Genomic DNA, 25,940 nt, shown 5'->3' with positions numbered 1-25,940 from the left:
GCTACCCCTCCTAGCCTCCCCTTATAAAGGGGAGGAATCATAGGCTCGCTACGCGCCGCCCGTCCAATCAAACGTCATAATGCTACGTGAGTGACACATAGCTGCTCGCTGAGTGCAACGTCAAACTCTTGCTGTTGACCATCAAGTTCAACAACTAGGTTATATAAGTCGTCTTTATTAGGAGCTTCAGGGTTCGCATACTTAGGAGCTTCTATCTGAAACAGCGCCGATGCCTGATTAGCACGAACATCTATAGGCAGAAAATACGTCATGCCATTGAACTGAACAGAGGCAGAAACAAGCCCAGCACGAAAGGTTTGGTAATGTAGGTCGACTTTAAACTCGCAGCCGCCACCATGGTGCCATATCTGCTCCATTGCCACATGCTCAAGGCGCACGTGAGGAATAAACTGAAGATACGGCATTTGCCAAACACCCATACGCTCATCGGTACGCGTTTTTTCTTGGACAAGTGAGCAGGTTGGGGCCTTATCCATATCAACCAGCAAGTCATCCTCATCGAACTCAAGAAACAAGATTTCAACGCGATTCGGTCCTTCCTGAAGGTGGGCTCTGACCTCTTTACGATAGGTCGTCTCACTGCCATCACAATCTATCACTGCTCGCCCATTGATTCGAACTTCCGCATAGTAATCCACGCCACCAATCACCAAATCCACCGCCGGATTGGCGAGTTGCTGCTCGGTCAGTACAAAGTCGTGCATCAAGTGCCACTCTTGCTCGATAATGGATGGCTCTGATAGATGATCAGGTAATACTTGGCTTAATGGGCCGGGAAACGTCAGATCATCTTGAGGAATAGAAAGATCCGTAAGGGGAGAGAGTTGCCAGAGGCCGTCGAGATTTATCTTCATTCGCTAAGTTTGACCCAGATCATATTTAGCGCAGTATAATCAAATCGTTTTTGGAAAGATAGCGTGATCAAAAAAGGTCAGCTTAGCTGACCTTTTCTCTAGAAGAGGAGTTACTCGTCTTCATCATCTTCTTCAGGGTAAAGTGCATCTTCACCTTCGTAGTAAGTACCCCAACCATCATAAATGATGTCGTACTTCTCTGCTAGGTGAACCAACTTCTCTACCTGCGCATCAATTTGTTCTGCATTAAGCGCCGACTCCATGGTCGCATCACAGCAAAGCAACTTGTTGCCGTCTTCATCTTCGGTTTCTTCTGCTTCTAGAACTTCGAAACCCATCTTGAACGCTTCAACTACCGCTTTCTCTAGACGATCAAAGTCTTCTGCGAATAGGTGGTGCTCGATCTCGTAAAGTGCTTCTGGATCACTTCCATCTTCAATTAGTGCTTGAATGATATCGCGAGTTTCTTCCTTCTGAAATTCGATCAGTTCTTCAACGGACATATACTCATCTTGTTGAGACATAAAGTGCTCCAGCTATAAATAGGTTAACGGCATGAATGATACGAGAAGTCAGCGGAGATCGAAAGATCAAAACGAGATCTTTCCTGACTATTTTTGTCTTTCCTCCAAACGACGAAACTCGATCTAGATCACATAAACATAATTTTAACATTTCTCTATCTCTGGAAACTGTCCGTGGCGATTCAGCCATTTGTGATGACGATTGTTACGATTCATCAACGAAACATTATGAGATTGAAATGCATATCCGCATGTCCTTACCAAAGCGTTAGATAACAAGGTTTATTCGTTTAGCTGCTGTATTTTACCTAAAGCCCGTGTTTTTATGCACAAAACACCAATTAAAAATCAATAAAGACTCTCAAAACACTCTGCATATTCACGCATCAAGCTCGGCTTTTCTACTCACAAAACAGTTCCATCATTATCTGTTAACAAAGCTGACATCAATAAATATTATGGTTTAAGTATGTATTTACAGTAATTTTAACTGCCATGCTAACTTGCATCTTGATAACAAGCTTGTCATAAATAGCGGCAGTTAAAGCTGAAAGGAATCGTAATGAGTAAGTTGTACGTCGGCTCGGAAGTCGGTCAATTACGACGTGTTTTGTTAAACCGTCCAGAAAGAGCCCTAACCCACCTCACCCCATCTAACTGCCATGAGCTACTCTTTGATGATGTACTCGCGGTAGAAGCCGCAGGCGAAGAGCATGATGCATTTGCCAATACGCTACGCAGCCAAGATGTCGAGGTGTTGTTACTTCATGACTTGTTAGTTGAAACGCTTGCGGTCGAGCAAGCCAAAACCTGGCTTTTAGAGACACAAATTTCAGATTTTCGCTATGGGCCAATCTTTGCCAATGAAATCCGTCAATATCTGTCACAGATGGACAACGAACATCTAGCGACAGTGTTGCTGGGTGGACTGGCTTACTCAGAATTGCCTCTGAAGACCCCTTCTATTCTTCAGAAAATGAGCAAGCCGCTCGATTTCGTGATCGAGCCGCTACCTAACCACCTATTTACCCGTGACACATCATGCTGGGTTTATGGTGGCGTGTCGCTCAATCCAATGATGAAGCCTGCACGTCAGCGCGAGACTAACCATCTGCGTGCTATCTATCGTTGGCACCCGACCTTTGCTGGGCAAGATTTCATTAAATACTTTGGCGACGAAGATCTGCACTACGATAACGCTAATATTGAAGGCGGTGATGTTCTTGTCATAGGTAAAGGGGCAGTTCTGATTGGTATCTCTGAGCGCACGACACCACAAGGTGTCGAAAACTTGGCTGCGAACCTATTTAAATCTGGTCAAGCTAGCCAGGTAATCGCTATCGACCTACCGAAGCATCGCTCTTGTATGCACCTCGATACCGTCATGACCCATATGGATGTCGATACCTTCTCTGTCTATCCAGAGATCATCAATGACAAGTTGGATACGTGGCGACTTACAGCATCAAACAATGGGCAAATGCAGGTCGAGAAGCTACCGAATTATCTCAAAGCGCTCGAAAGTGCTCTGGATGTGGATCAGCTCAAGATCATCACAACCGGCGGTGACAACTACGAAGCAGAGCGCGAGCAGTGGAACGATGCCAACAACGTTCTTACCGTGAAGCCAGGTGTTGTGATTGGCTATGAGCGCAATGTCTACACAAACGAGAAATATGACAAAGCTGGGATTCAAGTTCTTACCATTCCGGGGAACGAACTTGGACGAGGGCGTGGTGGTGCTCGCTGCATGAGCTGCCCTATTGAACGCGATGGCATTTAAACATAACTATTTACAAAAGCCCCTATAAAGGGGCTTTTTTTGCATTTAATTAAAATAAATATTCACAAAATAAGAATTTATATGTATAAATAAAATCGAAAACTAATTCAGAGGTACGGACCATGGCTTACAACTTAAGAAATAGGAACTTTCTAAAACTTCTCGACTTTTCTCCTAAAGAGATTCAATTCTTGCTCGATATGTCGAAAGAACTCAAAGCCGCCAAATACGCTGGCACAGAACAGAAAAAACTCATCGGCAAAAACATTGCGCTGATCTTCGAAAAAGCATCGACCCGTACCCGATGTGCTTTTGAAGTCGCTGCCTTTGATCAAGGCGCTCAGGTCTCTTACATTGGCCCGTCTGGCTCGCAAATTGGCCACAAAGAGTCAATGAAAGATACCGCGCGTGTATTGGGTCGTATGTACGACGGTATCGAGTACCGTGGATTTGGTCAGGAGATTGTCGAAGAGTTAGGCGCGCACGCAGGTGTCCCTGTTTGGAATGGTTTGACGAATGAGTTCCACCCAACTCAGATACTTGCCGATTTTCTCACTATGCTCGAGCACGGCAAAGGCAAACAACTGCATCAGATGAAATTTGCTTACCTTGGCGATGCACGCAACAACATGGGTAATTCACTCATGGTTGGCGCAGCAAAGATGGGTATGGATATTCGCCTTGTCGCGCCAAAAGCATTTTGGCCAGAGCAAAGCCTTGTTGATGAATGCCAAACTATTGCCCTATCAACTGGCGCATCCATCACGTTGACCGAAGACGTTCAAGCGGGTGTCGCCGATTGTGACTTCCTCTACACCGACGTTTGGGTCTCGATGGGTGAATCTGCCGAGGCTTGGGATGAGCGAATTGCCTTGATGAAACCGTACCAAGTCAACATGGATATGATTAAAGCAACCGGCAATAAAAACGTAAAATTTATGCACTGTTTGCCGGCATTCCATGATGATCAGACGATTATAGGTAAGGAAATTGCGGATAAATATGGACTTAATGGCCTTGAAGTGACCAATGATGTGTTCGAGTCTGAATATTCAATCGTTTTTGATGAAGCAGAGAACCGTATGCATACTATTAAAGCGGTCATGGTTGCTACATTAGGCAGTTAATAAATATCACACTAATTGACGCTAAATGTTTGATGTAATCGCTTGCGCTCCCAAAATTTGGGCGTATAATTCCTCGCAATTTGTCTGGGGAACGATTAATGGCGCAAGCGAGTTTGACATCACAACACACTCTCGATAAGCAATTTGCTTATCATGCACCGTTATTATTTCCTATCGAATTCTAAGCCTCCCATCATGGGGGGCTTTTTTATGGCTGTTAAATCTGGTCTGGTTGTAACTATAGGGAAGATAAACATGGCGAATACGCTCTATCAAAAGCACATTATCTCGATTCCGGAACTGTCACGTGAAGAGCTAGAGCTCATCGTAAAGACAGCGGGTCAACTGAAATCCAACCCTCAACCTGAGTTAATCAAGAATAAAGTCGTGGCAAGCTGCTTCTTCGAGCCATCGACACGTACCCGACTTTCATTCGAAACGGCTATCCAGCGCATCGGTGGTGATGTGATTGGTTTCGACAGTGGCGGTAACACCTCTCTAGCGAAAAAGGGTGAGACTCTTGCAGACTCTGTGCAGGTCATTTCTTCCTATGTTGACGCATTTGTCATGCGCCACCCACAAGAAGGCGCAGCGCGTCTAGCCTCTGAGTTCTCGAACGGTGTGCCTGTTATCAACGCCGGTGATGGTGCGAACCAACACCCAACGCAAACGCTACTCGATCTGTATTCTATCTATGAAACTCAAGGTCGCCTTGATGACATCAACGTGGCGTTTGTTGGTGACCTAAAATACGGCCGTACGGTTCACTCACTCACGCAAGCTCTGGCGAAGTTCAACAATGTTCGCTTCTACTTCATTGCACCAGAAGCGTTAGCGATGCCAGATTACATCTGCGAAGAGCTAGAAGAGGCAGGTATCCAATACAGCCTGCACACGGATATTGACAGCGTTGTTCCTGAGCTTGATATTCTGTACATGACTCGCGTACAAAAAGAGCGCTTTGACGAGTCAGAATACGCTCATATTAAGTCGGCGTATATTCTGTCTGCAGAAACGCTAAAAGACGCACGTAACAACCTTAAAGTGCTACACCCACTGCCTCGCGTGGATGAAATCACCGTAGACGTTGATAAAACGCCTTACGCTTATTACTTCCAACAGGCAGAGAATGGCGTGTACGCACGTGAAGCACTGCTTGCCCTTGTACTTAACGAAGCACTTTAAGGAGAGATTCAGTCATGGCTAAAGAAACACAATTGCAAGTTGAAGCAATCAAGAACGGTACTGTCATCGACCACATCCCTGCAAACATCGGCATTAAAGTGCTTAAACTATTTGCAATGGACCAATCGAAGCAGCGCGTCACCATCGGCTTGAACCTGCCTTCTTCGGCACTGGGCAGTAAAGACCTGCTCAAGATTGAAAACGTATTCGTTACCGAAGAGCAGGCGAACAAGCTTGCTTTGTATGCGCCACACGCAACGGTCAATCAGATTGAAAACTACGAAGTGTGTAAAAAGCTGGCTCTAGAACTACCAGAAACGATAACTGGCATATTCGAGTGTCCAAACAGTAACTGTATTACTCACAACGAGCCCGTCGACAGCAGCTTTAAGGTATTCGAGAAGCACGATGACATTCGCTTAAAGTGTAAATACTGCGAAAAAGTCTACTCGCGCGAGATTGTGACTGAGCGATAGAACCCGCTCACGAAATCCTTGTTAATAGATATTCAAGCCTACGATATTTCTAAACATCGTAGGCTTGATTTTTATTTGTCCTAGAGGCAGTCTAGACCTCTTACTAATCCCATCATAATGGATAAAACGATGACAAAAGTACTTCATACAGAATCTGCACCAGCAGCAATCGGTCCTTACGTTCAAGGTGTTGACCTAGGCAACATGGTACTGACTTCAGGCCAAATCCCAGTAAACCCTCAAACGGGTGAAGTGTCTGACGACATTTCAGAGCAAGCACGTCAGTCTCTAGACAACGTAAAAGCTGTGGTTGAAGCCTCTGGCCTAACTGTTTCTGACATCGTTAAAATGACAGTATTCGTGAAAGACCTAAACGATTTCGGCACGGTTAACGAAGTATACGGCAAGTTCTTTGATGAGCACGAAGTAGCAAACTACCCAGCACGTTCTTGTGTTGAGGTTGCTCGTCTTCCTAAAGATGTGAAAATTGAAATTGAAGCGATCGCGGTTCGCAAATAATCGCTCTGCTTGAATAGAAAAAAGGGTTGCCATTGGCAACCCTTTTTCGTTATTTCTTGGCGTTCAGTTCAGCGACTTCGGCATCTAACTCGGCAAGTTTCTCTACCATTTGTTCACGGCAGACATTGGCAAGTTTGCGTACGTCCTCTTTTCCGTAGCCTTCTACTGAGACTGGCGGCAACATCTCTACGATGATATGTCCGTTATCCCACTTATTAAGCTTCAGGTGTCCTGTGCTGCTACACACGATAGGGATGATTGGCACGTCGGCGCCAATTGCTGCGTGGAACGCACCTGTTTTAAACGGTAGCAAACCGCGACCGCGCGAGCGCGTCCCTTCCGGGAACATCCATACCGACAAGTTACTCTTCTTCATACTATCAACCACTTGGTCAATCGTACCTTTTGCCTTACTGCGGTTAGCACGATCAATCAGGATGTTACCCGTTAGATAGTAAAGCTGACCGAAAAGCGGCATCCAAAGTAAGCTCTTCTTACCAACGGTCACAACGTTTGGTGTCACCGCTGAAGATACCGTAAAAAGATCCCAGTTATTTTGGTGGTTGGCGATATAGATGTGCTGACCACGCTTGTATGCATCTTCTGGAAGACGAAGGTCGAGCTTAACGCCAAGGATTTTAGACATGGCACCAAAGTAACGACCAAAGGTAAATACGTGTTTTGGGTTTCTCGGGCTAAGTAGACAGTAGCCACAACCAAATACAAACATCACTACAGCGAAAATAGCCACTGCGATGCAGCGAAGTAAAGCAACCATTTTGTTCTCCGACAATGGCTTCATAAAAAAGCCGAAACCCTTGGATTTCGGCTAATTGAATCTTAAATGTTGTTATTCATCGCCCGCGACACGAGTAATGTTGGCACCGAGCGCTGACAATTTGTCTTCGATGCGCTCATAACCGCGATCGATGTGATAGATGCGATCCACCAGCGTCTCACCATGAGCAATACAGCCTGCGATAACTAGGCTTGCAGATGCACGAAGGTCTGTCGCCATCACTTGAGCGCCGCTCAGAGAATCGACGTCACCACAAATCACTGTGTTGCCTTCGATTTCTGCTTTTGCGCCCATACGCATTAGCTCTGGCACATGCATAAAGCGGTTTTCGAAGATAGTTTCCGTGATCACACCACCGCCTTTCGCCATCATGTTCAACAGCGTGAACTGTGCTTGCATGTCGGTTGGGAAGCCTGGGTGTGGCGCGGTACGAATCGAGACGGCTTTGAGCTCACGACCTGTCATATCAAGCGAGATCCAGTCTTCCCCGGTCTCAATATCAGCGCCCGCTTCTTCTAGCTTCGCTAGCACGGCCTCAAGTAGGTGTGCACTGGTATTACGACATACTACTTTGCCACCCGATACCGCAGCAGCAACCAAGAAGGTGCCTGTTTCGATACGATCAGCCACTACCGTGTGCTTGCCACCCGATAGACGCTCAACACCTTCAATAGTAATGGTGTCGGTACCTGCACCTGTCACTTTCGCACCAAGCTTATTTAGGAAATCGGCCGTGTCGACAATCTCAGGCTCACGCGCTGCGTTATCTAACACAGTTGTGCCTTCAGCAAGCGTCGCTGCACACATGATAGTGATGGTCGCACCAACACTGACTTTATCCATCACGATATGAGCGCCTTTCAGACGACCATCGACTTCAGCTTTTACGTAGCCGTCTTCTAGCGTGATCGTTGCGCCAAGCTGTTCCAGACCATGAATATGAAGATCCACAGGGCGGGCACCGATAGCACAGCCACCTGGCAGCGATACTTGACCTTTACCAAAACGCGCCACAAGTGGGCCTAATGCCCAAATCGATGCACGCATGGTTTTAACCAGATCGTAAGGAGCACATAGCTCATTGATTTCACTGCCATCAACATGAACCGAACCATTACGACGTACTTTTGCGCCAAGGCGGCTAAGCAGTTTCATCGTCGTATCGATATCGCGAAGATGGGGAACGTTCGCTACCTCAACTGGCTCTTCAGCCAGGATAGATGCAAACAAAATTGGTAGTGCTGCGTTCTTAGCACCAGAGATCGACACTTCGCCTGTCAGCGGAGCATCCGATCCAATAACTCGAAACTTATCCATTAATAAACCTTACAGAGACATCAGCTTTTTATCACGAGCCCACTCTTCTGGAGTATAGGCTTTAATTGAAACTGCGTGGATGTCATTACGCTGAATGTATTCCATCAGAGGACCATAGATCATCTGCTGCTTTTTAACTCGGCTCATGCCTTCAAATTGAGCATCTACCGCGATAACTTCATAGTGACTGCCTTCGCCTTTGACGTGCAGCTCTTCTAGGTTCAACGCGTTTTGTAATAGTTCCTGTACTTTTGTGCTATCCACAAGATACTCCTAAATGTGTTTCTCTATGACTGATTCAACGTTATATAGCTGAAACAGTATGTTCAGCTCATCGGGCACGAAGCTGAGCATTATATGACACTTTCGATTTTTTGCATGCTCTAATAAGTGGATTAACATCACCAATCCTGCAGAATCGAAGCGTTCGACCTGTTCAAGCTCCAACTTAACCTCTGGCTGAGTGAAAGAAACCGTTTGAATCGAGCGCCAAAGCTCGGGCACGGTGTCGCGGTCAATATTACCCACCAGAGCAAGCGTTGTGTCAGTACGCTGTTCTAATTTCGCTACCACGATTACTTACTACCTTCAAAACGAATAGGTGCCTTCGCTAACTGTTCGAGCTCTTTCGCCACGGACAGCACGCCTTCTTGGCGAATTTTAGTATTCCACTCGGATTGCTTGCTAGACAGTAAGCTAATACCTTCAGCAATCATATCAAAGGCTTTCCACTCACCGGTTTTCTTATCTTTGCGAAGCTTAAACTCAAGATTTATGTTCGGTCTTGGGGAGTCCATAATGGTAACCTTGACGCCGATAATTGTGGTTTTGTCGTCGATCTTAGGCTCGGGACCAAACTTCACGTCTTGCCCAGTATACTGAGTCAAAACCTGAGCATAAGAGGTCACCAAATAGGCACGAAATGCCTCGATAAACTCGAGCACATCTTCACGCTTGGCTCCCTTGAGGTTAGGACCCAGCAGTTTAAGCGCCGCATAGCGATAATTCACATAGGGCATCAGCTCTTCCTCAACCACCACTTTGAGGTAGTCAGGATCAGCCTGAATTTTATCTTGCTCTGCTCCCAAGCGTGAAAATGCCTTGTCGGACACCTTCATTATCATATCGTAAGGCTGTGTCGCATCAATCTCTGTTGCCATCACATTCAATGACATAAACAGCGCAGAGACCATCAAAATAAACCGTTTAAACATGGCGTTACTCCTTACTTGTCTCATCAGAACCTCCAATGCTGTAGAGCACCTGGCCTATCATATCTTCAAGCACTAATGCCGACTTTGTATCTTCAATACGGTCGCCATCCGCTAGGTAGCCTTCATCGTCAAATACAAAACCAGGGACCAAGCCGATGTACTGTTCGCCTATCAGACCAGAGGTCAGTACCTGCGCGCTTGACGTTTCTGGAAACTGGTAATCACTGCTGATCGACAGGCTAACCACAGGTAAAAATGACTCTTTGTCGAGGTGGATATCACTCACACGCCCAATAACCACACCGCCAACTTTTACTGGTGAGCGCACTTTAAGGCTGCCTATGTTGTCGAATCTTGCTTCCAGAGTGTAAGTGTCACCCGAACCAAGACTCTTCACGTCAGCAACCTGAAAAATCATAAACAAGATTGCGCCAAGGCCCAACAACACAAAACTGCCTACCCACAATTCCAACTTTCTTGTCTGTTGCATCAAGAGTTCCTTTAATTATTGCTTTAAGCTTAGTTGCCAAACATTAAGGCAGTAAGAACAAAATCCAATCCGAGCACCGCGAGGGAAGAATGCACCACAGTGCGAGTCGTTGCTTGACTGATACCCTCAGAGGTCGGCGTCGCGTCATACCCGTTAAACAGCGCAATCCAAGTTACTGTGATGGCAAAGACCACACATTTAATTGCGCTATTACCAATATCTCGTCCAAGTTCCACGGAAGACTGCATCGCAGACCAAAAGCTGCCGTGATCAATGCCCTTCCAGTCAACACCCACTAGCTGTCCACCCCATATGCCGATGGACATAAAGATCATCGCGAGCAGTGGCATAGAGATCACGCCCGCCCAAAAACGAGGTGCTATCACTCTCTTAAGAGGATCAACCGCCATCATTTCTAAACTCGATAGCTGCTCTGTTGCCTTCATCAAACCAATTTCAGCTGTAAGCGCCGAGCCAGCTCGTCCAGCAAACAGCAACGCAGTGACCACTGGACCAAGCTCACGAAGCAATGAGAGTGCCACCATCTGACCCAAACTGCCTTCAGCGCCATAATCCACCAGCACTACATAACCTTGTAAACTCAGTACCATGCCTATAAATAGTCCTGAGACCATAATGATCGCCAAGGACTGCACGCCCACGTTGTGAAGCTGTTTCACTAATAAGGGAAAATGCTTTTTAGGTTGTGGTCTGGATAGCAGCACACCGAGCAACATAAACGTAGCGCGCCCCCAGGCATAACCGATAGAGAGCGCTCGTTGACCAACTTTCTGAATCCACAGACTAGGTGTCGTCATATTAGAAGAGCTCCTGTTCTAGGGGCATGGCAGGGAAGCGAAACGGCACTGGACCATCCGCGTCACCATTGAGAAATTGTTGAATCTGAGGATCGGGGTTGTTGCGAAGCTCATCTGGCGTCCCTTTCGCCACAATCTTGCCATTCGCTAACAGGTACACCCAGTCTGCTATCGACATGACTTCAGGCACATCGTGTGAGACCACAACAGAGGTGACATTGAGCGCGTTATTGAGTTTGCGAATAAGCTCAACCAACACCCCCATAGTAATCGGGTCTTGGCCAACAAAAGGCTCATCGTACAAGATAAGTTCAGGGTCGAGTGCGATGGCTCTAGCCAGAGCGGCACGCCGAGCCATGCCACCAGAGAGTTCACTTGGCATTAACTCCGCCGCACCTCGCAGACCCACCGCTTCAAGTTTGAGCAACACCAGCGTGCGAATCATGGATTCATCAAGAGCGGTGTGCTCCCGCAATGGAAAGGCAACATTGTCAAACACAGTCAAATCAGTAAACAGCGCACCTGACTGAAACAACATGCTCATTTTTTTGCGAACTTGATAGAGGCGCTTGCGAGACAGAGTAGGAATGTTGTCACCGTCAAACCACACCTCGCCTTGGTCGGGCATCAATTGCCCACCTATCAAGCGCAGTAGTGTTGTTTTGCCGATCCCTGATGGTCCCATAATCGCGGTGACTTTTCCTTTTGGAACATGCAGCTCAATGTCATCGAAAATGACACGTGAGCCACGAGAAAAAGACAACCCGCTAATCGAAACCAAGTCGTTGTTTGACATAGACTTCCCTATCTCGAATTTCAAACTCAGTGACTCTCCATAGTAATGATACAAGCGTGCAATTAAAACCCTAAGCTTCATTCAGTTGTATAAACAATTCAACAAATTCACAGTGATTAGGGAATAAGAGAGGTCACTCTAAAAAACGGCAAACGCTTTGCCTGTACTTTTAAAGGTACGCAATTCCGAGCGCTATCGGTATTTTATTTATTGATTAGCTTCCATTTTGGATGACAAAGCGTCAAAATTAGCCGCCAAATGTCTCAGAAAAAAATAAGTGGATTTAAACATGCTCGAAGCCGTGGTGTTTCTGATTATTGGACTGGTTTTTCTCGTATGGAGCGCGGATAAACTGGTGTTTGGTGCTGCAGCGTTGGCACGCAATGTTGGTATCTCGCCTTTAGTGATTGGTATGACGATTCTGGCAATGGGGTCTTCCGCGCCAGAAATGATGGTTTCAGCAACAGCAGCATTAGACGGAAAGACGGACACCGCTGTGGGTAACGTCCTCGGCTCGAACATTGCCAACATCGCACTTATCCTCGGCATTACCGCCATGATCAAGCCGCTTTCTATCTCTTCTGCGGTTCTGAGACGCGAACTCCCACTGATGATTGCGGTCACACTAGTAGCAGGCCTTATTTTATGGGATAGCCACCTTGGTTTCCTAGAGGGTGTGATTCTGTTTGCCCTATTCGCTGCCTTTATCTTGGCCATGCTACGAATCAGTAAAGCTGAACGAGAGACAGGTAATAATGATGCTCTACTAGACGACCAAGAATCTGAAGTCCCAGAAGGCGTCAGTAACGGCAAAGCCGCTATGTGGGTGGTTATCGGTCTCATCGTTTTGCCGTTAGCCGCCGATCGTTTGGTGGACAGCGCTGTCACCATTGCACAATATTTTGGTATGAGCGACCTTGTTATCGGTCTGACGATTATCGCGATCGGTACTAGCTTACCTGAACTTGCCGCGTCGCTAGCAGGCGTACTCAAGGGCGAAGATGATATGGCGGTCGGTAATATCATCGGCTCAAACGTATTTAATATCCTAGCGGTAATGGGCATCCCGGGCATTCTAAACCCATCAGTGCTCAGTGAGCACGCTATGGGGCGTGATTTTTGGGTCATGCTAGGCTTGTCTTTATTACTGGTCGTTATGGCGCTAGGTAAGTCGAAAAGCATCAACCGTATTGAAGGGGGAATCTTGTTTATCCTCTTCTTAGGCTACCAAATCTACCTGTTCGCAAACATGGCGGCGTAGGAGCAGCAGCATGTCTGATTTTGATTTTATTCGCAGTGCAAAGCGAGTTTTAGATACCGAAGTTCAAGCATTAGTGCACTTAGAGCGCTATTTCGATGAGCAGTTTGAAGCGGTATGTCGCGCCATCTTAGAGCACAAAGGCAAAGTCATTGTGATGGGAATTGGCAAGTCGGGGCATATCGGTAAAAAGATCGCTGCAACACTCGCCAGTACAGGTACATCCGCATTTTTTGTCCATCCGGGTGAAGCTGCCCATGGCGATCTGGGTATGATAGAAGCGCATGATCTGGTGATTGCTATCTCTAATTCTGGTGAGGCTCATGAGATCATCAGCCTGTTCCCAGTGTTCAAACGCTTAGGGATCACCACGGTGAGCATGACTGGCAAGCCGGCTTCAACCATGGGTAAATTGTCTGATTTTCACTTACAGATTACCGTGCCTAAAGAAGCCTGCCCATTAGGTTTAGCGCCAACCTCTAGCTCAACTGCGACGCTTGTTATGGGCGATGCTTTGGCTATCGCTCTGCTTGAGGCCCGTGGATTCAGCGAAGAAGACTTTGCACTCTCTCATCCTGGTGGCGCGCTTGGTCGCAAACTACTTCTCAAACTCAGCGACATCATGCACTCTGGAGACGCACTACCTATGGTCAACCCGACTATGCTAGTGAGAGACGCCCTACTCGAGATTTCCAACAAAGGTCTGGGTATGACGACCATCGTTGACGAGAACAATGCATTGCTTGGTATATTCACCGACGGTGACTTACGCCGAATTTTAGACCGCCGAGTGGATATTCATGAAACCACGATTGGTGAAGTAATGATTGCCAATCCAACGACAGCAACGCCAAACATGCTTGCTGCCGAAGGTCTGAACTTGATGCAATCAAAGAACATAAATGGTCTGGTACTACTAGACGATAATAAAGTAGTGGGTGCATTAAACATGCACGATCTACTCAAAGCAGGAGTGATGTAGTGTCAGAACAAGTCGAAACCTTATACGGTTCAATCAACAAAAGCATCGTTGACAAGGCAGCAGGCATTCAGCTTTTGATTTGCGACGTTGATGGTGTATTTTCTGACGGCCTTATCTACATGGGTAACGATGGCGAAGAACTTAAAACCTTTCATACCCGTGATGGCTATGGTGTCAAAGCGCTAATGAGCGCAGGCATCCAAGTTGCCATAATCACTGGTCGCAGCTCTAAGATTGTCGAGAACCGAATGAAAGCCTTGGGTATCTCATTGATTTACCAAGGACAAGATGACAAAGTAGTGGCGTATCAAGACATCTGTCAAAAATTGAACATCGATGCTCAGAACACGGCATACATTGGTGATGACCTAATCGACTGGCCTGTCATGGAGCAAGTTGGGTTAGGTATCTGTGTTGCTGATGGGCATCCTTTGCTCGCGAAAAAGGCTGATTATGTCACCTCTATTCATGGCGGACACGGCGCGGTTAGGGAAATCTGTGATCTGATCCTAGAATCAAAGGGAGAACTTGAGCTTCACAAGGGTCTAAGTATATGAGTTTATCTCGTATTCTTTACAGTTTACTTGCAATTATTGCGGCAGGCAGTACTTACTACCTGTACAGCAAGGATGACTCGAATGTCATCCAAATAGAGCCAGATATCGAACTGCCCGCTTTTAGCGGCACAAACTTACACAACATTTCGTACAGCGACACTGGCGTGCGCAGCTACAGCATCAGCTCTGCACACCTTGAGCACTTCTCCAAGAAAGGAGAAACGGTATTTCAGCAACCCGTTCTGCGTATTTTCGCCAACGGAGAAACGCAAGAGTGGGAAATATCCGCCGAGAAAGCCGTGCTGGACAAACAAGAAGTCCTGACGCTGTATACGAATGTCGTCGCACAAAACTTGCTGGCAGACTCTGGCTTTGACACCTTGTCTACCCAGCAAATGAGTATCAAACTCGAAAATCGTGATTTTTGGGCTGACAGCAAAGTCATTATGCTGGGCCCTAAATTTGAAACGCAAGGCGAAGCGATGAAAGGAAACTTCGCTAACCACCTCGCGGAACTGTATAAAAAAGTGAATAGCAAATATGAAACTCTCGCACCTTAGTCTCAGCCTGTGTTTGTTGCTTCCGACAGCGGCGCTGGCGCTATCAACGGATACTGAACAACCGGTATACATTGACTCAGACACGCAGCAGCTTGATATGAAAAGCAATCAAGTGACCTTTGCAGGTGATGTGAAGTTAAAACAAGGCAGTATTAACATCAACGCCGACAAAATTGTCGTTACTCGAGAGGCACAAACTGGGGCGATTCAAGTGATCCAAGGGTTTGGTGATCTCGCCACCTTTTCTCAGTTGACTGACGACGGTAAAACCCTATACGGCGAAGCGAAAGAGCTTCACTACTCCCTAAAAGACGATCAGCTCACGATGAAGCAACAAGCTATGCTGTCTCAAGACGACAGTGTCATCCGAGGTACTACAATTAAGTACCGAATTTCATCACAAAAGCTGGTTGCTGATGGCAACGCCAACGAGCGTGTATCCACGGTTCTTCAACCACAACAAGTTCAAGAGAAGTAGAGTCCAGTATGGCGTTACTTAAAGCCGCGCATTTGGCGAAAAGCTATAAAAACCGCAAGGTCGTATCCGATGTAAGCCTATCTGTAGAGTCAGGTCAAATTGTCGGTCTGCTTGGCCCGAATGGCGCAGGTAAAACAACCTCATTTTACATGATCGTTGGTCTGGTCGCTCGCGATGAAGGCACGATCACTATCGATGACAATGACATCAGCATTTTGCCTATGCATAGCCGCGCCAAAATGGGCATTGGCTACTTACCTCAAGAAGCATCCATCTTCCGTAAGCTGAGTGTTGAGCACAACATTATGGCGGTTCTTGAAACCCGTAATGAGCTCACTCAAGAGCAAAGACAGGACCGACTGGAAGATTTGCTTGATGAGTTTAATATTCAGCATATCCGCAAAAGCGCAGGCATGGCCCTCTCCGGTGGTGAGAGAAGACGGGTAGAAATCGCTAGAGCTCTGGCTGCAAACCCGCAGTTTATTCTGCTCGATGAGCCATTTGCTGGGGTTGACCCAATCTCAGTAATTGATATAAAGAAAATCATTGAACACTTGCGCGACAGAGGGTTGGGTGTCCTTATCACCGACCACAATGTGCGTGAAACGCTAGATGTCTGCGAAAAAGCCTACATCGTAAGTCAAGGTCACTTGATCGCTGAAGGAAGTCCTGAAGATGTTCTCAATAATGAACACGTAAAACAGGTTTATCTCGGTGAACAATTCAGACTATGATTTAATAGGCACGGATACAATATTTATAATAGGCCCATAATACTGCATGAAACCCTCATTACAACTCAAGCTAGGTCAACAGTTAGCAATGACGCCTCAGTTGCAACAAGCAATTCGCTTGCTGCAGTTGTCCACGCTCGATTTGCAGCAAGAGATCCAAGAGGCACTGGACTCAAACCCTCTTCTCGATGTCGAAGAATCTTCAGAAGAATCGAACAGCGAAGAGAAAGCGAGCTCAGACAGCAAAGATGAGGGCACGACTGCAGAGGTCACTAGCGAACCTGATCTCAAAGATAGCTCTGAACAGATTGAAAAATCAGAGATTTCCAATGAGCTCGAGATGGATACCACATGGGACGACGTCTACAGTGCCAATACGGGTAACACAGGTATCGCCGTTGATGATGATATGCCGATCTATCAGGGTGAGACAACACAGTCACTGCAGGACTACCTTGTCTGGCAACTCGATTTAACGCCTTTCTCAGAGACCGATCGTGCCATTGCACTCGCTATTATCGATGCGGTAGATGACTACGGATATCTCACCCTATCATGTGAAGATATTCTTGAGAGTGTCGATATTGAAGATGTCGAGCTTGATGAAGTCGAAGCGGTTCGCAAACGCATACAGCAGTTTGATCCACTCGGTATCGCGTCGCTCAATCTTCAGGACTGCCTACTACTACAACTTGCTACCTTCCCAGAGGATACACCGTGGTTAGCTGAAGCCAAGTTAGTGCTTACTCACCACATTGACCAGTTAGGTAACCGAGATTACAAACTCGTTATCAAAGAAACCAAGCTCAAAGAAGCAGAGCTTCGCGAAGTTCTAAAACTGATTCAACAGCTCGACCCAAGACCCGGTAGCAAAATTACCCCAGATGAAACAGAATATGTCGTTCCTGACGTATCCGTATTTAAAGACCGCGGAAAATGGGTGGTACAGATCAACCCTGACAGCGTGCCTAAGCTCAAGGTGAACCAACAATATGCTCAGCTAGGTACTGGCAACAGTGCAGACAGCCAGTATATTCGCTCAAACCTTCAAGAGGCCAAATGGCTAATCAAAAGCCTAGAGAGCCGCAATGAAACGCTGCTCAAAGTAGCGAAGTGCATTGTAGAGCATCAACACGACTTCTTTGAATACGGTGAAGAGGCCATGAAACCTATGGTGCTCAATGACGTCGCGCTTGCCGTCGACATGCACGAGTCCACCATATCTCGAGTCACCACACAAAAATATATGCATACTCCGCGAGGCATTTTTGAGCTCAAATATTTCTTCTCCAGTCATGTGTCGACAGACAATGGTGGCGAATGCTCATCAACTGCCATCCGCGCCCTAATCAAGAAGCTTGTCGCTGCGGAAAACCCAGCCAAGCCATTGAGCGATAGTAAAATCGCAGCTCAACTCGCTGACCAAGGAATTCAGGTCGCTAGGCGAACCATAGCGAAATACCGTGAATCTCTGGGCATCGCCCCTTCCAGTCAGCGAAAACGCCTACTTTAAGGTCATTAACTAAGAAGGAAAGTCTATGCAAATTCAAATTACAGGCCACCATGTTGATCTCACTGATTCAATGCAAGACTACGTTCACAGTAAATTTCAGAAGCTCGAGCGCTTTTTTGAGCATATAAATAACATTCATGTGGTTTTAAAAGTTGAAAAACTAAACCAGATCGCCGAAGCTACGCTCCACGTAAATCAAGCTGAAATTCACGCAGCCTCCAATGATGAGAGTATGTATGCTGCGATTGACTCGTTAGTAGATAAGCTAACTAGACAGCTGAATAAGCATAAAGAAAAATTAAGTAATCACTAAAATGCAAATAAGTGAAGTATTAACATTGGACTGCACCAAAAGTGCAGTCCCTTGTACGAGCAAAAAGCGCGCCCTAGAAATCATTAGTGAGATCGCCGCAGAGCACACTGGACAAAACTCAACGGAACTGTTCGAGTGTATGCTCAGCCGCGAAAAAGTGGGCAGTACCGGTATCGGCAATGGAATCGCCATTCCTCACGCTCGTATGCAAGACAGCGATAAAGCCGTCGCCGTATTGTTGCAATGCCAAGATGCCGTCGACTTTGATGCCATTGACAATCGTCCGGTCGATCTTATGTTCGCCCTGCTTGTGCCAGACGCGCAATGCAAAGAGCATCTAAAGACGCTTTCTTGCATGGCTGAACGTCTTAACGACAAAGCCGTGTTAAAACAACTTCGTAATGCTCAAAGTGACCAAGAGCTTTACGACATCATCGTTAGTCACTAATCAAGGAAGAAAGCTGACATGCGTTTGGTTGTGGTAAGTGGACACTCAGGAGCGGGCAAAAGTGTCGCTCTTCGTGTGTTAGAAGACTCTGGCTACTACTGCGTCGACAACCTTCCCGTCGACCTTCTCGGCCCTTTTGTCGATTCAACGCAAGATACTCAGCAAAGTGTCGCGGTAAGTATTGATATTCGAAACTTACCCAAGAACCTAGCTCAGCTATCACTGACACTCGACCAACTTAGTCTCAAGCATGATGTAAAGCTGCTGTTTTTGGATGCCAGCAAATCAGTGCTACTCACTCGATACAGTGAAACTCGTCGAATTCACCCGCTTTCACAAAGAGAAGACAAGCTGTCTCTAGAACAAGCTATCGACCTAGAACACTCTCTCCTTGCCCCAATCAAAGAGCAAGCAGATTTCATTATCGACTCAAGTGAGCAGTCGATTCATGATTTAAGTGAAACCATACGCTTTCAACTAGAAGGTCGAGAGAAGAAAGAGCTGGTCATGGTCTTCCAATCTTTTGGCTTTAAGTTCGGTATGCCAAGCGACGCTGATTATGTGTTTGATGTGCGCTTTCTACCTAACCCACACTGGCAGCCAGAACTGCGTCCAATGACTGGGCTCGACGCTCCGATTAAGTCTTTCCTTGAGTCTTATCCAGACGTCATCGAACTAAAGCAGCAAATCCAAGGGTTCGTTGAACGCTGGCTTCCTCTGTTAGAAAAAAACAACCGCAGTTACCTTACGGTTGCGATTGGTTGCACCGGTGGTAAGCATCGCTCAGTCTACATTACTCAACAAATTGGTGAGTACTTCGAACAGCTTGGGCACAAAGTCAAAATCCGTCACGCCTCGCTAGAAAAAAACAAATAGGAAGTTACATGTCTCACTCACGCACTGTTCTTATTCTTAACCGTCTTGGTCTACATGCCCGCGCAGCGGTTAAACTGGTTGAACTTGCACAGAGTTTTGATGCCACAGTGACGATATGTAACCACGAACAGAAAGAAGCCACGGCCGATAGCGTCATGGGTCTTCTGATGCTCGAGTCGGCTCAAGGTGAAAATATCACCATTAAAGCGACAGGCACTCAAGCAGAGCAAGCGCTCAATGCGGTATGCGACCTAGTCGAGCATCGCTTCGATGAAGATGAGTAACATCTAAACACTCCCACCCTCATGACAAAAACTTTCTCCTCATTCATAACTTCTTATTAATTAACAAGCAGAATTAGGCTAATATTCAGTACATTAAAAAGCAGTTGAGTGTAGGGGGCATCCATGGCAGAGCAAATAGAATTCGATCAAGCTCACCAAACCCTCCAAGAAGTCACTGAAGCGCTGGAAAACGGCCGCTTCGTATTCGTTCGTAGACAACTTCAGGACATGGAGCCTGAAGATATTGCCCACCTTTTAGAGGCCTCTCCACGAAAAAGCCGTGAGGTATTGTGGCAACTTACCGATCCTGAAGACTATGGTGAAATCCTCGATGAACTCAACGAGGATGTAAAAGACGCCCTTGTCTCTAAAATGGCGCCAGAGAAGCTTGCAGAAGCGACAGAGGGCATGGATACCGATGACGTTGCATACGTCCTACGTAGCCTTCCTGACGATGTCTCTCGCGAAGTTCTTTCACAGATGGATGCCGTCGACCGACTGCGCGTCGAAACCGCACTGTCATACCCCGAGGATACCGCTGGCGGTATTATGAATACCGACTTCATTACCATTCGTAGTGATGTTGATGTCGATGTGGTATTGCGTTACTTGCGTATGAAAGGGAGCTTCCAGAAGCCACTGATGCGCTGTATGTTATTGACGAAGACGATATGCTGATTGGTCACCTTTCGTTGACCACTTTGTTAACCACTCAGCCCGATATCAAAGTCAGTGACGTCATGGACGATGCCGATGAAGCGATTCACGTCGAAACCAGTGACTCTGATGTGGCATCGCTGTTCGAACGTCGTGACTGGGTCTCCGCACCGGTTGTCGATAGTGAACATCACCTCGTCGGTCGTATCACCATCGATGATGTGGTTGATATCATTCGTGAAGACGCAGAACACTCAATGATGAGTATGGCGGGTATGGATGATGATGAGGACACTTTTGCTCCAGTGGTTAAATCGGCAAGGCGTCGTAGTGTATGGTTAGGGGCTAACGTACTCGCTGCACTTGCTGCTGCCTCGGTTTCAAATATGTTTGAAGCAACGCTAGAGCAAATGGCAGCCATTGCCGTCTTGATGACGATCGTGCCTTCAATGGGTGGAGTTGCCGGTAACCAAACCGTGGCACTTGTAATCCGTGGATTGGCGCTCGGGCACATTGGTGACAGTAACCGCCGAGAGCTATTACTGAAAGAAGCCGCTATCGGTTTTCTCAACGGCATACTGTGGGCACTGATCATTGGTGGTATTGTTGTTGCTTGGAAAGGCGACTGGATGTTAGGCGGTATCATTTCTGCAGCAATGATGACCAACCTATTGGTCGCTGGGGTTGCAGGCGTAACTATCCCAATTCTTCTCAAGAAAATGAACATTGACCCTGCATTAGCAGGTGGGATGGCGTTAACGACCATCACAGATGTTGTCGGTTTATCGGTATTCCTTGGTCTCGCAACCATAATGATCAGTTAGAAAAAAGGCTCCGCAAGGAGCCTTTTTTAATGAATTTAAAACAGTGATGAGTGGCTAGAGTTTTCTTCTCAATAACAGCAATGCAATCGTCAAGAACACTAAGCTTGGCCCTAACGCACCAAACAACGGTGAGATGCCATAAACCAAGCTAACGGGACCAAAGAACTCGCTAGAAATATAGAAGGTAAAGCCAGCAACAACCCCCGAAAGTATACGTGCGCCCATGGTAACGCTACGAAGTGGTCCAAATACAAAAGACAGTGCCATCAACATCATAACTGCAACGGAAATAGGCTGCGTCGCTTTACGCCAGAAAGCGAGCTCATAACGAGAAGCATCTTGCTCGGACGCTTTCAAATATTGCGTATAGTCCCACAACCCACTTAAAGGTAGCTCATTAAGGTCAACAGTCACGATCGCCAACTTATCGGGTACCAGTGACGTACGCCACTCTTGTGTCTCCTTGGTCTCTTTACTCAACACAACATCATTCGCCATGTCAGTCACATGAACGCCATGCATCTCCCAAAGGTTATCACCTAAGTAATCGGCACTATCGGCATAAATGGTCGTGGTCAGATGTTTATCAGTATCAAAGCGCCATAAATTCAGTCCTTCGATCGATTGCCCATCGACCTTAGAAATAAAAATAAAATCATTGGCATCACGAGCCCAAACCCCGTTGCGGACTGAAACAATACTGCCGCCCGATATCGCCTCAAGCCTTAAGTCACGAGCCATTTGCTGTGTCGTTGGCGCCCCCCATTCACCGAGAGCCATCACCACAAGCATAAGGGGAAGAGCGGTTTTCAGTACGGAGAAGCCGATGCGGACTTTTGAAATACCCGCGGCCTGCATGACCACAAGCTCTGAGCTACTCGCAAGCATACCTAGGCCCACCAGCGAGCCTAATAATGCGGCCATTGAGAAAAACAGCTCAATATCACGCGGCATACTCAGCAACACAAAATAGACAGCAGACAACATGTCATAGCTGCCCTCACCTACCGCACGCAACTGCTCTACAAACTTAATCACCGCTGACAAACCAACAAAGACCGACAGCACCAATAAAATGGTGGTGATAATAGTGCGACCAACATAGACGTCTAAGATTCTAAACACGCTTAGGCTACCTCTTGCTTCTTAAACCGCTTACGACGCCAGTTTTCTCTGAATCGTCGGACAGGTACGGTATCCCATGTGTTAACGCCTATCGCTGCCACCAACAGGGCAAAGTTGACGGGCCACAGACCAATATACGTTGGAAATGCGCCATCTTCTAACGCAGACTTCATCGCACTGATTGCCATAAAATACGCAAAATAAACAAAGATCGCAGGTCCCATTTTAGCAAACTTGCTTTGTCGTGGATTCACAGCAGATAAAGGCACCACCAGCATGGTGAGCAGAGGGATACAAACCACAAGTGAAATCCTCCAGTGCAGCTCAGCTTGTGCTTTCGGTGTCGGATCACTGATAAGGTCGAGCGTTGGTATCGCCATCCAAGAACGCCCTCTTTGCTGAACTTCTCGTTGGCCTATCACCCCTTCGTATTCCGAGAAGTCGGTAATCATGTATTCCAAACGAGTGGGAACACCTTCGTAGCGAACGCCATCGTATAGCGCGATGATCTGTCGCCCATCACTAAGCTCCTTCACATCCCCCGACTTCGCCGAAATCACACTCGGTAATACAGAATCACGAGGGCTAAGCTGTGCCACAAACACATTTTCTAGTTTGCGATTGCGAATATCATCAATGAACACGACCGAAGAGCCGTCTGGTGTGCGTTGAAAACTGCCTGTTTGCAGCAGTTCAACTGAGTTTTCAGACGCCAGCTTCTCACGAATCTGTACTTCTTGTTCTTGAGTCCATGGCGCGAGCCAAAATGCGTTCACAGCGGCCAACGTCGTGGTAATAACCGCTAGATACATAGCGGCACGAATAAGGAATTTGTTGCCAATGCCCGTGGCATTCATAACGGTAATTTCACTTTCAGCGTATAGACGCCCAAAAGTTACCAATATGCCTATGTATATACTCAACGGGAACATCAAAAGCCCCATGGTTGGCATACTGATACCCGCTAACGTCATGATGAGCCCAGCGGGAATACTTCCATCTGACGCGTCAGCAAGCACTTGGATAAATTGACGACTGAAAAACACGAGAAAGAGCACGAAAAAGATGGCTAACTGGCTCTTAACTGTTTCTCTGATCAAATATCTAACAATAATCACAGTGAAAACACCTATACAAAACTTGTTTTTTTGATTGAATCGCTATAGTTTTCGGGTAAACCTTTTATTTTTTACTTTTTTGATCGATTCTTATCTTTAGATTATAGGCCGAATTGGCACATAAATTTCAAACACTAATAATCGATTATCTAACATTTAGTTCTATTTGTCTTTAGGATGTAGGAGTACGCATGGAGTTTAGTGTAAAAAGTGGCAGTCCAGAGAAACAACGCAGTGCGTGCATTGTCGTTGGTGTTTTCGAGCCACGTCGTCTCTCTCCAGTTGCAGAGCAGCTGGACAAAATCAGTGATGGCTATATCAGCTCGCTGCTTCGCCGTGGTGACCTTGAAGGTAAACCGGGCCAAATGCTTCTTCTTCACCAAGTACCAGGAGTACTATCAGAGCGTGTTCTTCTCGTAGGCTGTGGTAAAGAGCGTGAGCTTGGCGAGCGCCAATACAAAGAAATTATCCAAAAAACCATCAGCACGCTCAACGAAACAGGTTCAATGGAGGCGGTGTGCTTCCTGACAGAACTTCACGTTAAAGGTCGTGATACGTACTGGAAAGTGCGTCAAGCCGTTGAAGCAACCAAAGATGGTCTTTACACATTTGACCAGTTCAAGAGCAGCAAGCCAGAAACTCGTCGTCCGCTGCGCAAGTTAGTATTCAATGTACCAACTCGCCGTGAACTAAACCTAGGCGAAAAAGCGATCGCCCACGGTCTTGCTATCTCATCTGGTGTGAAAGCGTCAAAAGACCTTGGCAACATGCCACCAAACATTGCCAACCCTGCTTATCTAGCCTCTCAAGCTCGTCGTCTTGCAGATGACTATGACACCGTGACAACTAAGATCATTGGTGAGCAAGAGATGGAAAAACTGGGTATGACCTCTTACCTAGCGGTAGGTCGTGGCTCTAAGAACGAGTCTATGATGTCCATCATGGAATATAAGGGCAACCCAGATCCAGACGCGAAACCTATCGTGCTTGTTGGTAAAGGTCTAACGTTCGACTCAGGCGGTATCTCACTAAAACCGGGTGAAGGTATGGATGAGATGAAGTACGACATGTGTGGTGCAGCGTCTGTATTCGGTACCATGAAAGCGCTAGCGAAGCTGAACCTACCAATTAACGTCGTAGCGGTACTAGCAGGTTGTGAAAACATGCCTGGCAGCAACGCTTACCGCCCTGGCGACATCTTAACAACCATGTCCGGTCAAACGGTTGAAGTGTTGAACACGGATGCGGAAGGTCGTTTGGTACTGTGTGACGCACTAACGTACGTTGAGCGCTACGAGCCTGAGTGTGTCGTTGACGTGGCAACGCTAACTGGTGCTTGTGTTATTGCTCTGGGTCACCACATCAGCGGTGTTATCTCTAACCACAATCCACTTTCTCACGAGCTGGTTAACGCTTCTGAGCAAGCAGGTGACCGTGCTTGGCGTCTACCTATGGCTGACGAGTACCAAGAACAGCTCGCTAGCCCGTTTGCAGACATGGCAAACATCGGCGGCCGCCCTGGCGGTACTATCACTGCTGGCTGCTTCCTATCGCGCTTTGCGAAGAAGTATCACTGGGCTCACCTAGATATCGCTGGTACCGCGTGGAAGTCAGGTAAAGCGAAAGGCTCTACAGGCCGTCCAGTCTCAATGCTTGTCCAATTCTTGCTTAACCGCAGTGGCCAAGAGACTGAAGAGTAATCAAGAAAAGGGCCGCAAGGCCCTTTTTTAGTTTTGGGCACCAGCAAACCCTCTGTATACAGAAGTTACGATATGAATACTGCAACGTTTTACATTATTGGAGAAGACTCTGAGCAAGCGACACAGCAAGGCTGGTTTGCTTATGTGCACTTTCTCAGTCGTCACTTCGTGGGGCAAGGTGCCAAACTCTACATCAATTGCATCGATAGGCAGCATGCGGAAGCGGTGGCAGAATTCTTCTGGCAAGTCTCGCCAGAGCAGTTCATTGCCCATAATTTGGTGGGTGAAGGGCCCAAGAATGGCACGCCTGTTGAAATCGGTTTTGAGGGGCTTAAACCCAGTTGGAACCGTCAATTGGTAATAAATATAGCCAATAGTCACGCAACCTTTGCGAACTCCTTTGGTCAAGTGGTAGACTTCGTCCCTTGCGAAGAAAAAGCTAAGCAAGTTGCGCGAGAAAGGTATAAAATTTACCGTCAAGCGGGCTATCAGCTTCAAACCATTGAGATTCAGCATTCAGAATCCTAATCAAGGTCAATCCTTATAAGTAAGCGCGACACACTCTCGTTTATTTATAAGGTTTGGCAAAT

General features: G+C 46.8%; 30 protein-coding genes and 1 pseudogene. 19 read left to right on the top strand and 12 right to left on the bottom strand.

Translation table 11 applies throughout. The features are described 5' to 3' along the window. Window positions 1-74: 74 nt before the first annotated feature. Window positions 75-875 (bottom strand): glycosyl hydrolase 2 galactose-binding domain-containing protein, encoded by an 801-nt coding sequence (locus tag AC6I8U_RS01855; protein WP_498017597.1) that lies wholly within the window; start codon window positions 873-875, stop codon window positions 75-77. A gap of 110 nt (window positions 876-985) precedes the next feature. Further along, on the bottom strand, window positions 986-1,399 hold the full coding sequence (rraB, locus tag AC6I8U_RS01850) for a ribonuclease E inhibitor RraB (protein ID WP_042473231.1): 414 nt from the start codon (window positions 1,397-1,399) through the stop codon (window positions 986-988). Window positions 1,400-1,961: 562 nt separating this feature from the next. Here rraB and arcA point away from each other — a divergent pair. The 5 genes from arcA to AC6I8U_RS01825 all read left to right on the top strand — a co-directional run bounded on the left by arcA (window position 1,962) and on the right by AC6I8U_RS01825 (window position 6,489). Continuing rightward, a complete protein-coding gene (arcA, locus tag AC6I8U_RS01845) occupies window positions 1,962-3,182 on the top strand; it encodes an arginine deiminase (protein WP_042473228.1) in 1,221 nt (406 codons plus the stop codon). 122 nt (window positions 3,183-3,304) lie between these two features. After that, window positions 3,305-4,309: an ornithine carbamoyltransferase gene (gene argF / locus AC6I8U_RS01840; protein WP_498017596.1), complete on the top strand. Its 1,005-nt coding sequence runs from the start codon at window positions 3,305-3,307 to the stop codon at window positions 4,307-4,309. Window positions 4,310-4,564: 255 nt separating this feature from the next. Beyond that, window positions 4,565-5,494: an aspartate carbamoyltransferase gene (pyrB, locus tag AC6I8U_RS01835; protein ID WP_042473226.1), complete on the top strand. Its 930-nt coding sequence runs from the start codon at window positions 4,565-4,567 to the stop codon at window positions 5,492-5,494. Window positions 5,495-5,508: 14 nt separating this feature from the next. Further along, window positions 5,509-5,970 (top strand): aspartate carbamoyltransferase regulatory subunit, encoded by a 462-nt coding sequence (gene pyrI / locus AC6I8U_RS01830; protein WP_498017595.1) that lies wholly within the window; start codon window positions 5,509-5,511, stop codon window positions 5,968-5,970. Between the two features lie 129 nt (window positions 5,971-6,099). After that, entirely contained in the window at window positions 6,100-6,489 is a 390-nt protein-coding gene (locus AC6I8U_RS01825; RefSeq protein ID WP_042473220.1) for a RidA family protein, read from the top strand. A gap of 49 nt (window positions 6,490-6,538) precedes the next feature. On the opposite strand, the gene AC6I8U_RS01820 is transcribed toward AC6I8U_RS01825, so the two are convergent. The 8 genes from AC6I8U_RS01820 to mlaF all read right to left on the bottom strand — a co-directional run bounded on the left by AC6I8U_RS01820 (window position 6,539) and on the right by mlaF (window position 11,923). Further along, window positions 6,539-7,267, bottom strand: a complete 729-nt coding sequence (locus tag AC6I8U_RS01820; RefSeq protein WP_446570129.1) for a 1-acylglycerol-3-phosphate O-acyltransferase — start codon at window positions 7,265-7,267, stop codon at window positions 6,539-6,541. A 72-nt stretch (window positions 7,268-7,339) separates the two neighbouring features. Then, window positions 7,340-8,605, bottom strand: coding sequence for a UDP-N-acetylglucosamine 1-carboxyvinyltransferase (gene murA, locus AC6I8U_RS01815; RefSeq protein ID WP_042473215.1), 1,266 nt, complete (start codon window positions 8,603-8,605; stop codon window positions 7,340-7,342). A 9-nt stretch (window positions 8,606-8,614) separates the two neighbouring features. Then, complete coding sequence (gene ibaG / locus AC6I8U_RS01810) at window positions 8,615-8,869, bottom strand: BolA family iron metabolism protein IbaG (RefSeq protein ID WP_042473211.1); 255 nt, start codon at window positions 8,867-8,869, stop codon at window positions 8,615-8,617. A 9-nt stretch (window positions 8,870-8,878) separates the two neighbouring features. Beyond that, a complete protein-coding gene (locus AC6I8U_RS01805; protein ID WP_498018299.1) occupies window positions 8,879-9,181 on the bottom strand; it encodes an STAS domain-containing protein in 303 nt (100 codons plus the stop codon). After that, window positions 9,181-9,819 carry a phospholipid-binding protein MlaC gene (gene mlaC, locus AC6I8U_RS01800; protein ID WP_446570131.1) on the bottom strand — a complete coding sequence of 213 codons (639 nt, stop codon included), beginning with the start codon at window positions 9,817-9,819 and terminating at the stop codon, window positions 9,181-9,183. Before mlaC ends, AC6I8U_RS01805 begins: the two co-directional genes overlap by 1 nt. 4 nt (window positions 9,820-9,823) lie before the next feature. Continuing rightward, on the bottom strand, window positions 9,824-10,309 hold the full coding sequence (gene mlaD / locus AC6I8U_RS01795; protein WP_128650063.1) for an outer membrane lipid asymmetry maintenance protein MlaD: 486 nt from the start codon (window positions 10,307-10,309) through the stop codon (window positions 9,824-9,826). 29 nt (window positions 10,310-10,338) lie between these two features. Next, a complete protein-coding gene (mlaE, locus tag AC6I8U_RS01790; protein WP_252012623.1) occupies window positions 10,339-11,127 on the bottom strand; it encodes a lipid asymmetry maintenance ABC transporter permease subunit MlaE in 789 nt (262 codons plus the stop codon). 1 nt (window position 11,128) lies between these two features. Beyond that, the gene (mlaF, locus tag AC6I8U_RS01785) at window positions 11,129-11,923 is read right to left on the bottom strand and encodes a phospholipid ABC transporter ATP-binding protein MlaF (protein WP_498017594.1); all 795 of its coding nucleotides are present in this window, start codon (window positions 11,921-11,923) and stop codon (window positions 11,129-11,131) included. Window positions 11,924-12,212: 289 nt separating this feature from the next. Between mlaF and AC6I8U_RS01780 the strand changes: the two genes are divergently transcribed. The 12 genes and pseudogenes from AC6I8U_RS01780 to mgtE all read left to right on the top strand — a co-directional run bounded on the left by AC6I8U_RS01780 (window position 12,213) and on the right by mgtE (window position 21,407). Further along, window positions 12,213-13,184 carry a calcium/sodium antiporter gene (locus tag AC6I8U_RS01780; protein ID WP_128650060.1) on the top strand — a complete coding sequence of 324 codons (972 nt, stop codon included), beginning with the start codon at window positions 12,213-12,215 and terminating at the stop codon, window positions 13,182-13,184. A gap of 10 nt (window positions 13,185-13,194) precedes the next feature. Then, window positions 13,195-14,163, top strand: coding sequence for a KpsF/GutQ family sugar-phosphate isomerase (locus tag AC6I8U_RS01775; protein WP_394150914.1), 969 nt, complete (start codon window positions 13,195-13,197; stop codon window positions 14,161-14,163). Beyond that, complete coding sequence (kdsC, locus tag AC6I8U_RS01770) at window positions 14,163-14,720, top strand: 3-deoxy-manno-octulosonate-8-phosphatase KdsC (RefSeq protein ID WP_498017593.1); 558 nt, start codon at window positions 14,163-14,165, stop codon at window positions 14,718-14,720. Before AC6I8U_RS01775 ends, kdsC begins: the two co-directional genes overlap by 1 nt. After that, window positions 14,717-15,280 (top strand): LPS export ABC transporter periplasmic protein LptC, encoded by a 564-nt coding sequence (gene lptC, locus AC6I8U_RS01765; RefSeq protein ID WP_252012629.1) that lies wholly within the window; start codon window positions 14,717-14,719, stop codon window positions 15,278-15,280. Before kdsC ends, lptC begins: the two co-directional genes overlap by 4 nt. After that, a complete protein-coding gene (gene lptA / locus AC6I8U_RS01760; protein ID WP_042473195.1) occupies window positions 15,261-15,758 on the top strand; it encodes a lipopolysaccharide transport periplasmic protein LptA in 498 nt (165 codons plus the stop codon). The genes lptC and lptA overlap by 20 nt, the downstream gene beginning before the upstream one ends. Window positions 15,759-15,766: 8 nt before the next feature. Then, window positions 15,767-16,492 (top strand): LPS export ABC transporter ATP-binding protein, encoded by a 726-nt coding sequence (gene lptB / locus AC6I8U_RS01755; protein ID WP_042473193.1) that lies wholly within the window; start codon window positions 15,767-15,769, stop codon window positions 16,490-16,492. A 46-nt stretch (window positions 16,493-16,538) separates the two neighbouring features. Continuing rightward, window positions 16,539-18,005, top strand: coding sequence for an RNA polymerase factor sigma-54 (locus AC6I8U_RS01750; protein ID WP_498017592.1), 1,467 nt, complete (start codon window positions 16,539-16,541; stop codon window positions 18,003-18,005). A 25-nt stretch (window positions 18,006-18,030) separates the two neighbouring features. Then, complete coding sequence (gene hpf, locus AC6I8U_RS01745; protein ID WP_042473188.1) at window positions 18,031-18,318, top strand: ribosome hibernation promoting factor; 288 nt, start codon at window positions 18,031-18,033, stop codon at window positions 18,316-18,318. A gap of 1 nt (window position 18,319) precedes the next feature. Beyond that, on the top strand, window positions 18,320-18,766 hold the full coding sequence (gene ptsN, locus AC6I8U_RS01740) for a PTS IIA-like nitrogen regulatory protein PtsN (RefSeq protein WP_042473185.1): 447 nt from the start codon (window positions 18,320-18,322) through the stop codon (window positions 18,764-18,766). A gap of 18 nt (window positions 18,767-18,784) precedes the next feature. Further along, entirely contained in the window at window positions 18,785-19,642 is an 858-nt protein-coding gene (gene rapZ / locus AC6I8U_RS01735) for an RNase adapter RapZ (RefSeq protein ID WP_446570135.1), read from the top strand. An 8-nt stretch (window positions 19,643-19,650) separates the two neighbouring features. After that, window positions 19,651-19,926 carry an HPr family phosphocarrier protein gene (locus AC6I8U_RS01730; RefSeq protein WP_042473181.1) on the top strand — a complete coding sequence of 92 codons (276 nt, stop codon included), beginning with the start codon at window positions 19,651-19,653 and terminating at the stop codon, window positions 19,924-19,926. Between the two features lie 123 nt (window positions 19,927-20,049). Then, window positions 20,050-21,407 (top strand): annotated as a pseudogene (gene mgtE / locus AC6I8U_RS01725) (magnesium transporter). Window positions 21,408-21,461: 54 nt separating this feature from the next. Here mgtE and lptG read toward each other — a convergent pair. Both lptG and lptF read right to left on the bottom strand, forming a co-directional pair. Then, entirely contained in the window at window positions 21,462-22,532 is a 1,071-nt protein-coding gene (lptG, locus tag AC6I8U_RS01720) for an LPS export ABC transporter permease LptG (RefSeq protein ID WP_498017591.1), read from the bottom strand. 2 nt (window positions 22,533-22,534) lie between these two features. Further along, a complete protein-coding gene (gene lptF, locus AC6I8U_RS01715; RefSeq protein WP_042473175.1) occupies window positions 22,535-23,650 on the bottom strand; it encodes an LPS export ABC transporter permease LptF in 1,116 nt (371 codons plus the stop codon). A gap of 191 nt (window positions 23,651-23,841) precedes the next feature. Between lptF and pepA the strand changes: the two genes are divergently transcribed. Both pepA and AC6I8U_RS01705 read left to right on the top strand, forming a co-directional pair. Beyond that, window positions 23,842-25,350: a leucyl aminopeptidase gene (gene pepA, locus AC6I8U_RS01710; RefSeq protein ID WP_498017590.1), complete on the top strand. Its 1,509-nt coding sequence runs from the start codon at window positions 23,842-23,844 to the stop codon at window positions 25,348-25,350. Between the two features lie 72 nt (window positions 25,351-25,422). Then, window positions 25,423-25,878, top strand: coding sequence for a DNA polymerase III subunit chi (locus AC6I8U_RS01705; RefSeq protein ID WP_498017589.1), 456 nt, complete (start codon window positions 25,423-25,425; stop codon window positions 25,876-25,878). Window positions 25,879-25,940 lie beyond the last annotated feature (62 nt).

This window comes from Vibrio sp. KUL80 (genome assembly GCF_059725495.1).
This window is presented reverse-complemented; position numbering and strand designations above follow the sequence as displayed.

Bases quoted from the DNA above. Each gene is read 5' to 3' on its own strand.
- mlaF (WP_498017594.1), bottom strand. From the start codon at position 11,923: ATGTCAAACAACGACTTGGTTTCGATTAGCGGGTTGTCTTTTTCTCGT.
- pyrI (WP_498017595.1), top strand. From the start codon at position 5,509: ATGGCTAAAGAAACACAATTGCAAGTTGAAGCAATCAAGAACGGTACT.
- ptsN (WP_042473185.1), top strand. From the start codon at position 18,320: ATGCAAATAAGTGAAGTATTAACATTGGACTGCACCAAAAGTGCAGTC.
- hpf (WP_042473188.1), top strand. From the start codon at position 18,031: ATGCAAATTCAAATTACAGGCCACCATGTTGATCTCACTGATTCAATG.
- AC6I8U_RS01730 (WP_042473181.1), top strand. From the start codon at position 19,651: ATGTCTCACTCACGCACTGTTCTTATTCTTAACCGTCTTGGTCTACAT.
- rapZ (WP_446570135.1), top strand. From the start codon at position 18,785: ATGCGTTTGGTTGTGGTAAGTGGACACTCAGGAGCGGGCAAAAGTGTC.
- AC6I8U_RS01825 (WP_042473220.1), top strand. From the start codon at position 6,100: ATGACAAAAGTACTTCATACAGAATCTGCACCAGCAGCAATCGGTCCT.
- pyrB (WP_042473226.1), top strand. From the start codon at position 4,565: ATGGCGAATACGCTCTATCAAAAGCACATTATCTCGATTCCGGAACTG.
- AC6I8U_RS01705 (WP_498017589.1), top strand. From the start codon at position 25,423: ATGAATACTGCAACGTTTTACATTATTGGAGAAGACTCTGAGCAAGCG.
- AC6I8U_RS01780 (WP_128650060.1), top strand. From the start codon at position 12,213: ATGCTCGAAGCCGTGGTGTTTCTGATTATTGGACTGGTTTTTCTCGTA.
- mlaE (WP_252012623.1), bottom strand. From the start codon at position 11,127: ATGACGACACCTAGTCTGTGGATTCAGAAAGTTGGTCAACGAGCGCTC.
- AC6I8U_RS01750 (WP_498017592.1), top strand. From the start codon at position 16,539: ATGAAACCCTCATTACAACTCAAGCTAGGTCAACAGTTAGCAATGACG.
- mlaC (WP_446570131.1), bottom strand. From the start codon at position 9,819: ATGTTTAAACGGTTTATTTTGATGGTCTCTGCGCTGTTTATGTCATTG.
- murA (WP_042473215.1), bottom strand. From the start codon at position 8,605: ATGGATAAGTTTCGAGTTATTGGATCGGATGCTCCGCTGACAGGCGAA.
- AC6I8U_RS01855 (WP_498017597.1), bottom strand. From the start codon at position 875: ATGAAGATAAATCTCGACGGCCTCTGGCAACTCTCTCCCCTTACGGAT.
- argF (WP_498017596.1), top strand. From the start codon at position 3,305: ATGGCTTACAACTTAAGAAATAGGAACTTTCTAAAACTTCTCGACTTT.
- lptC (WP_252012629.1), top strand. From the start codon at position 14,717: ATGAGTTTATCTCGTATTCTTTACAGTTTACTTGCAATTATTGCGGCA.
- mlaD (WP_128650063.1), bottom strand. From the start codon at position 10,309: ATGCAACAGACAAGAAAGTTGGAATTGTGGGTAGGCAGTTTTGTGTTG.
- AC6I8U_RS01820 (WP_446570129.1), bottom strand. From the start codon at position 7,267: ATGGTTGCTTTACTTCGCTGCATCGCAGTGGCTATTTTCGCTGTAGTG.
- lptB (WP_042473193.1), top strand. From the start codon at position 15,767: ATGGCGTTACTTAAAGCCGCGCATTTGGCGAAAAGCTATAAAAACCGC.
- lptA (WP_042473195.1), top strand. From the start codon at position 15,261: ATGAAACTCTCGCACCTTAGTCTCAGCCTGTGTTTGTTGCTTCCGACA.
- arcA (WP_042473228.1), top strand. From the start codon at position 1,962: ATGAGTAAGTTGTACGTCGGCTCGGAAGTCGGTCAATTACGACGTGTT.
- rraB (WP_042473231.1), bottom strand. From the start codon at position 1,399: ATGTCTCAACAAGATGAGTATATGTCCGTTGAAGAACTGATCGAATTT.
- AC6I8U_RS01775 (WP_394150914.1), top strand. From the start codon at position 13,195: ATGTCTGATTTTGATTTTATTCGCAGTGCAAAGCGAGTTTTAGATACC.
- pepA (WP_498017590.1), top strand. From the start codon at position 23,842: ATGGAGTTTAGTGTAAAAAGTGGCAGTCCAGAGAAACAACGCAGTGCG.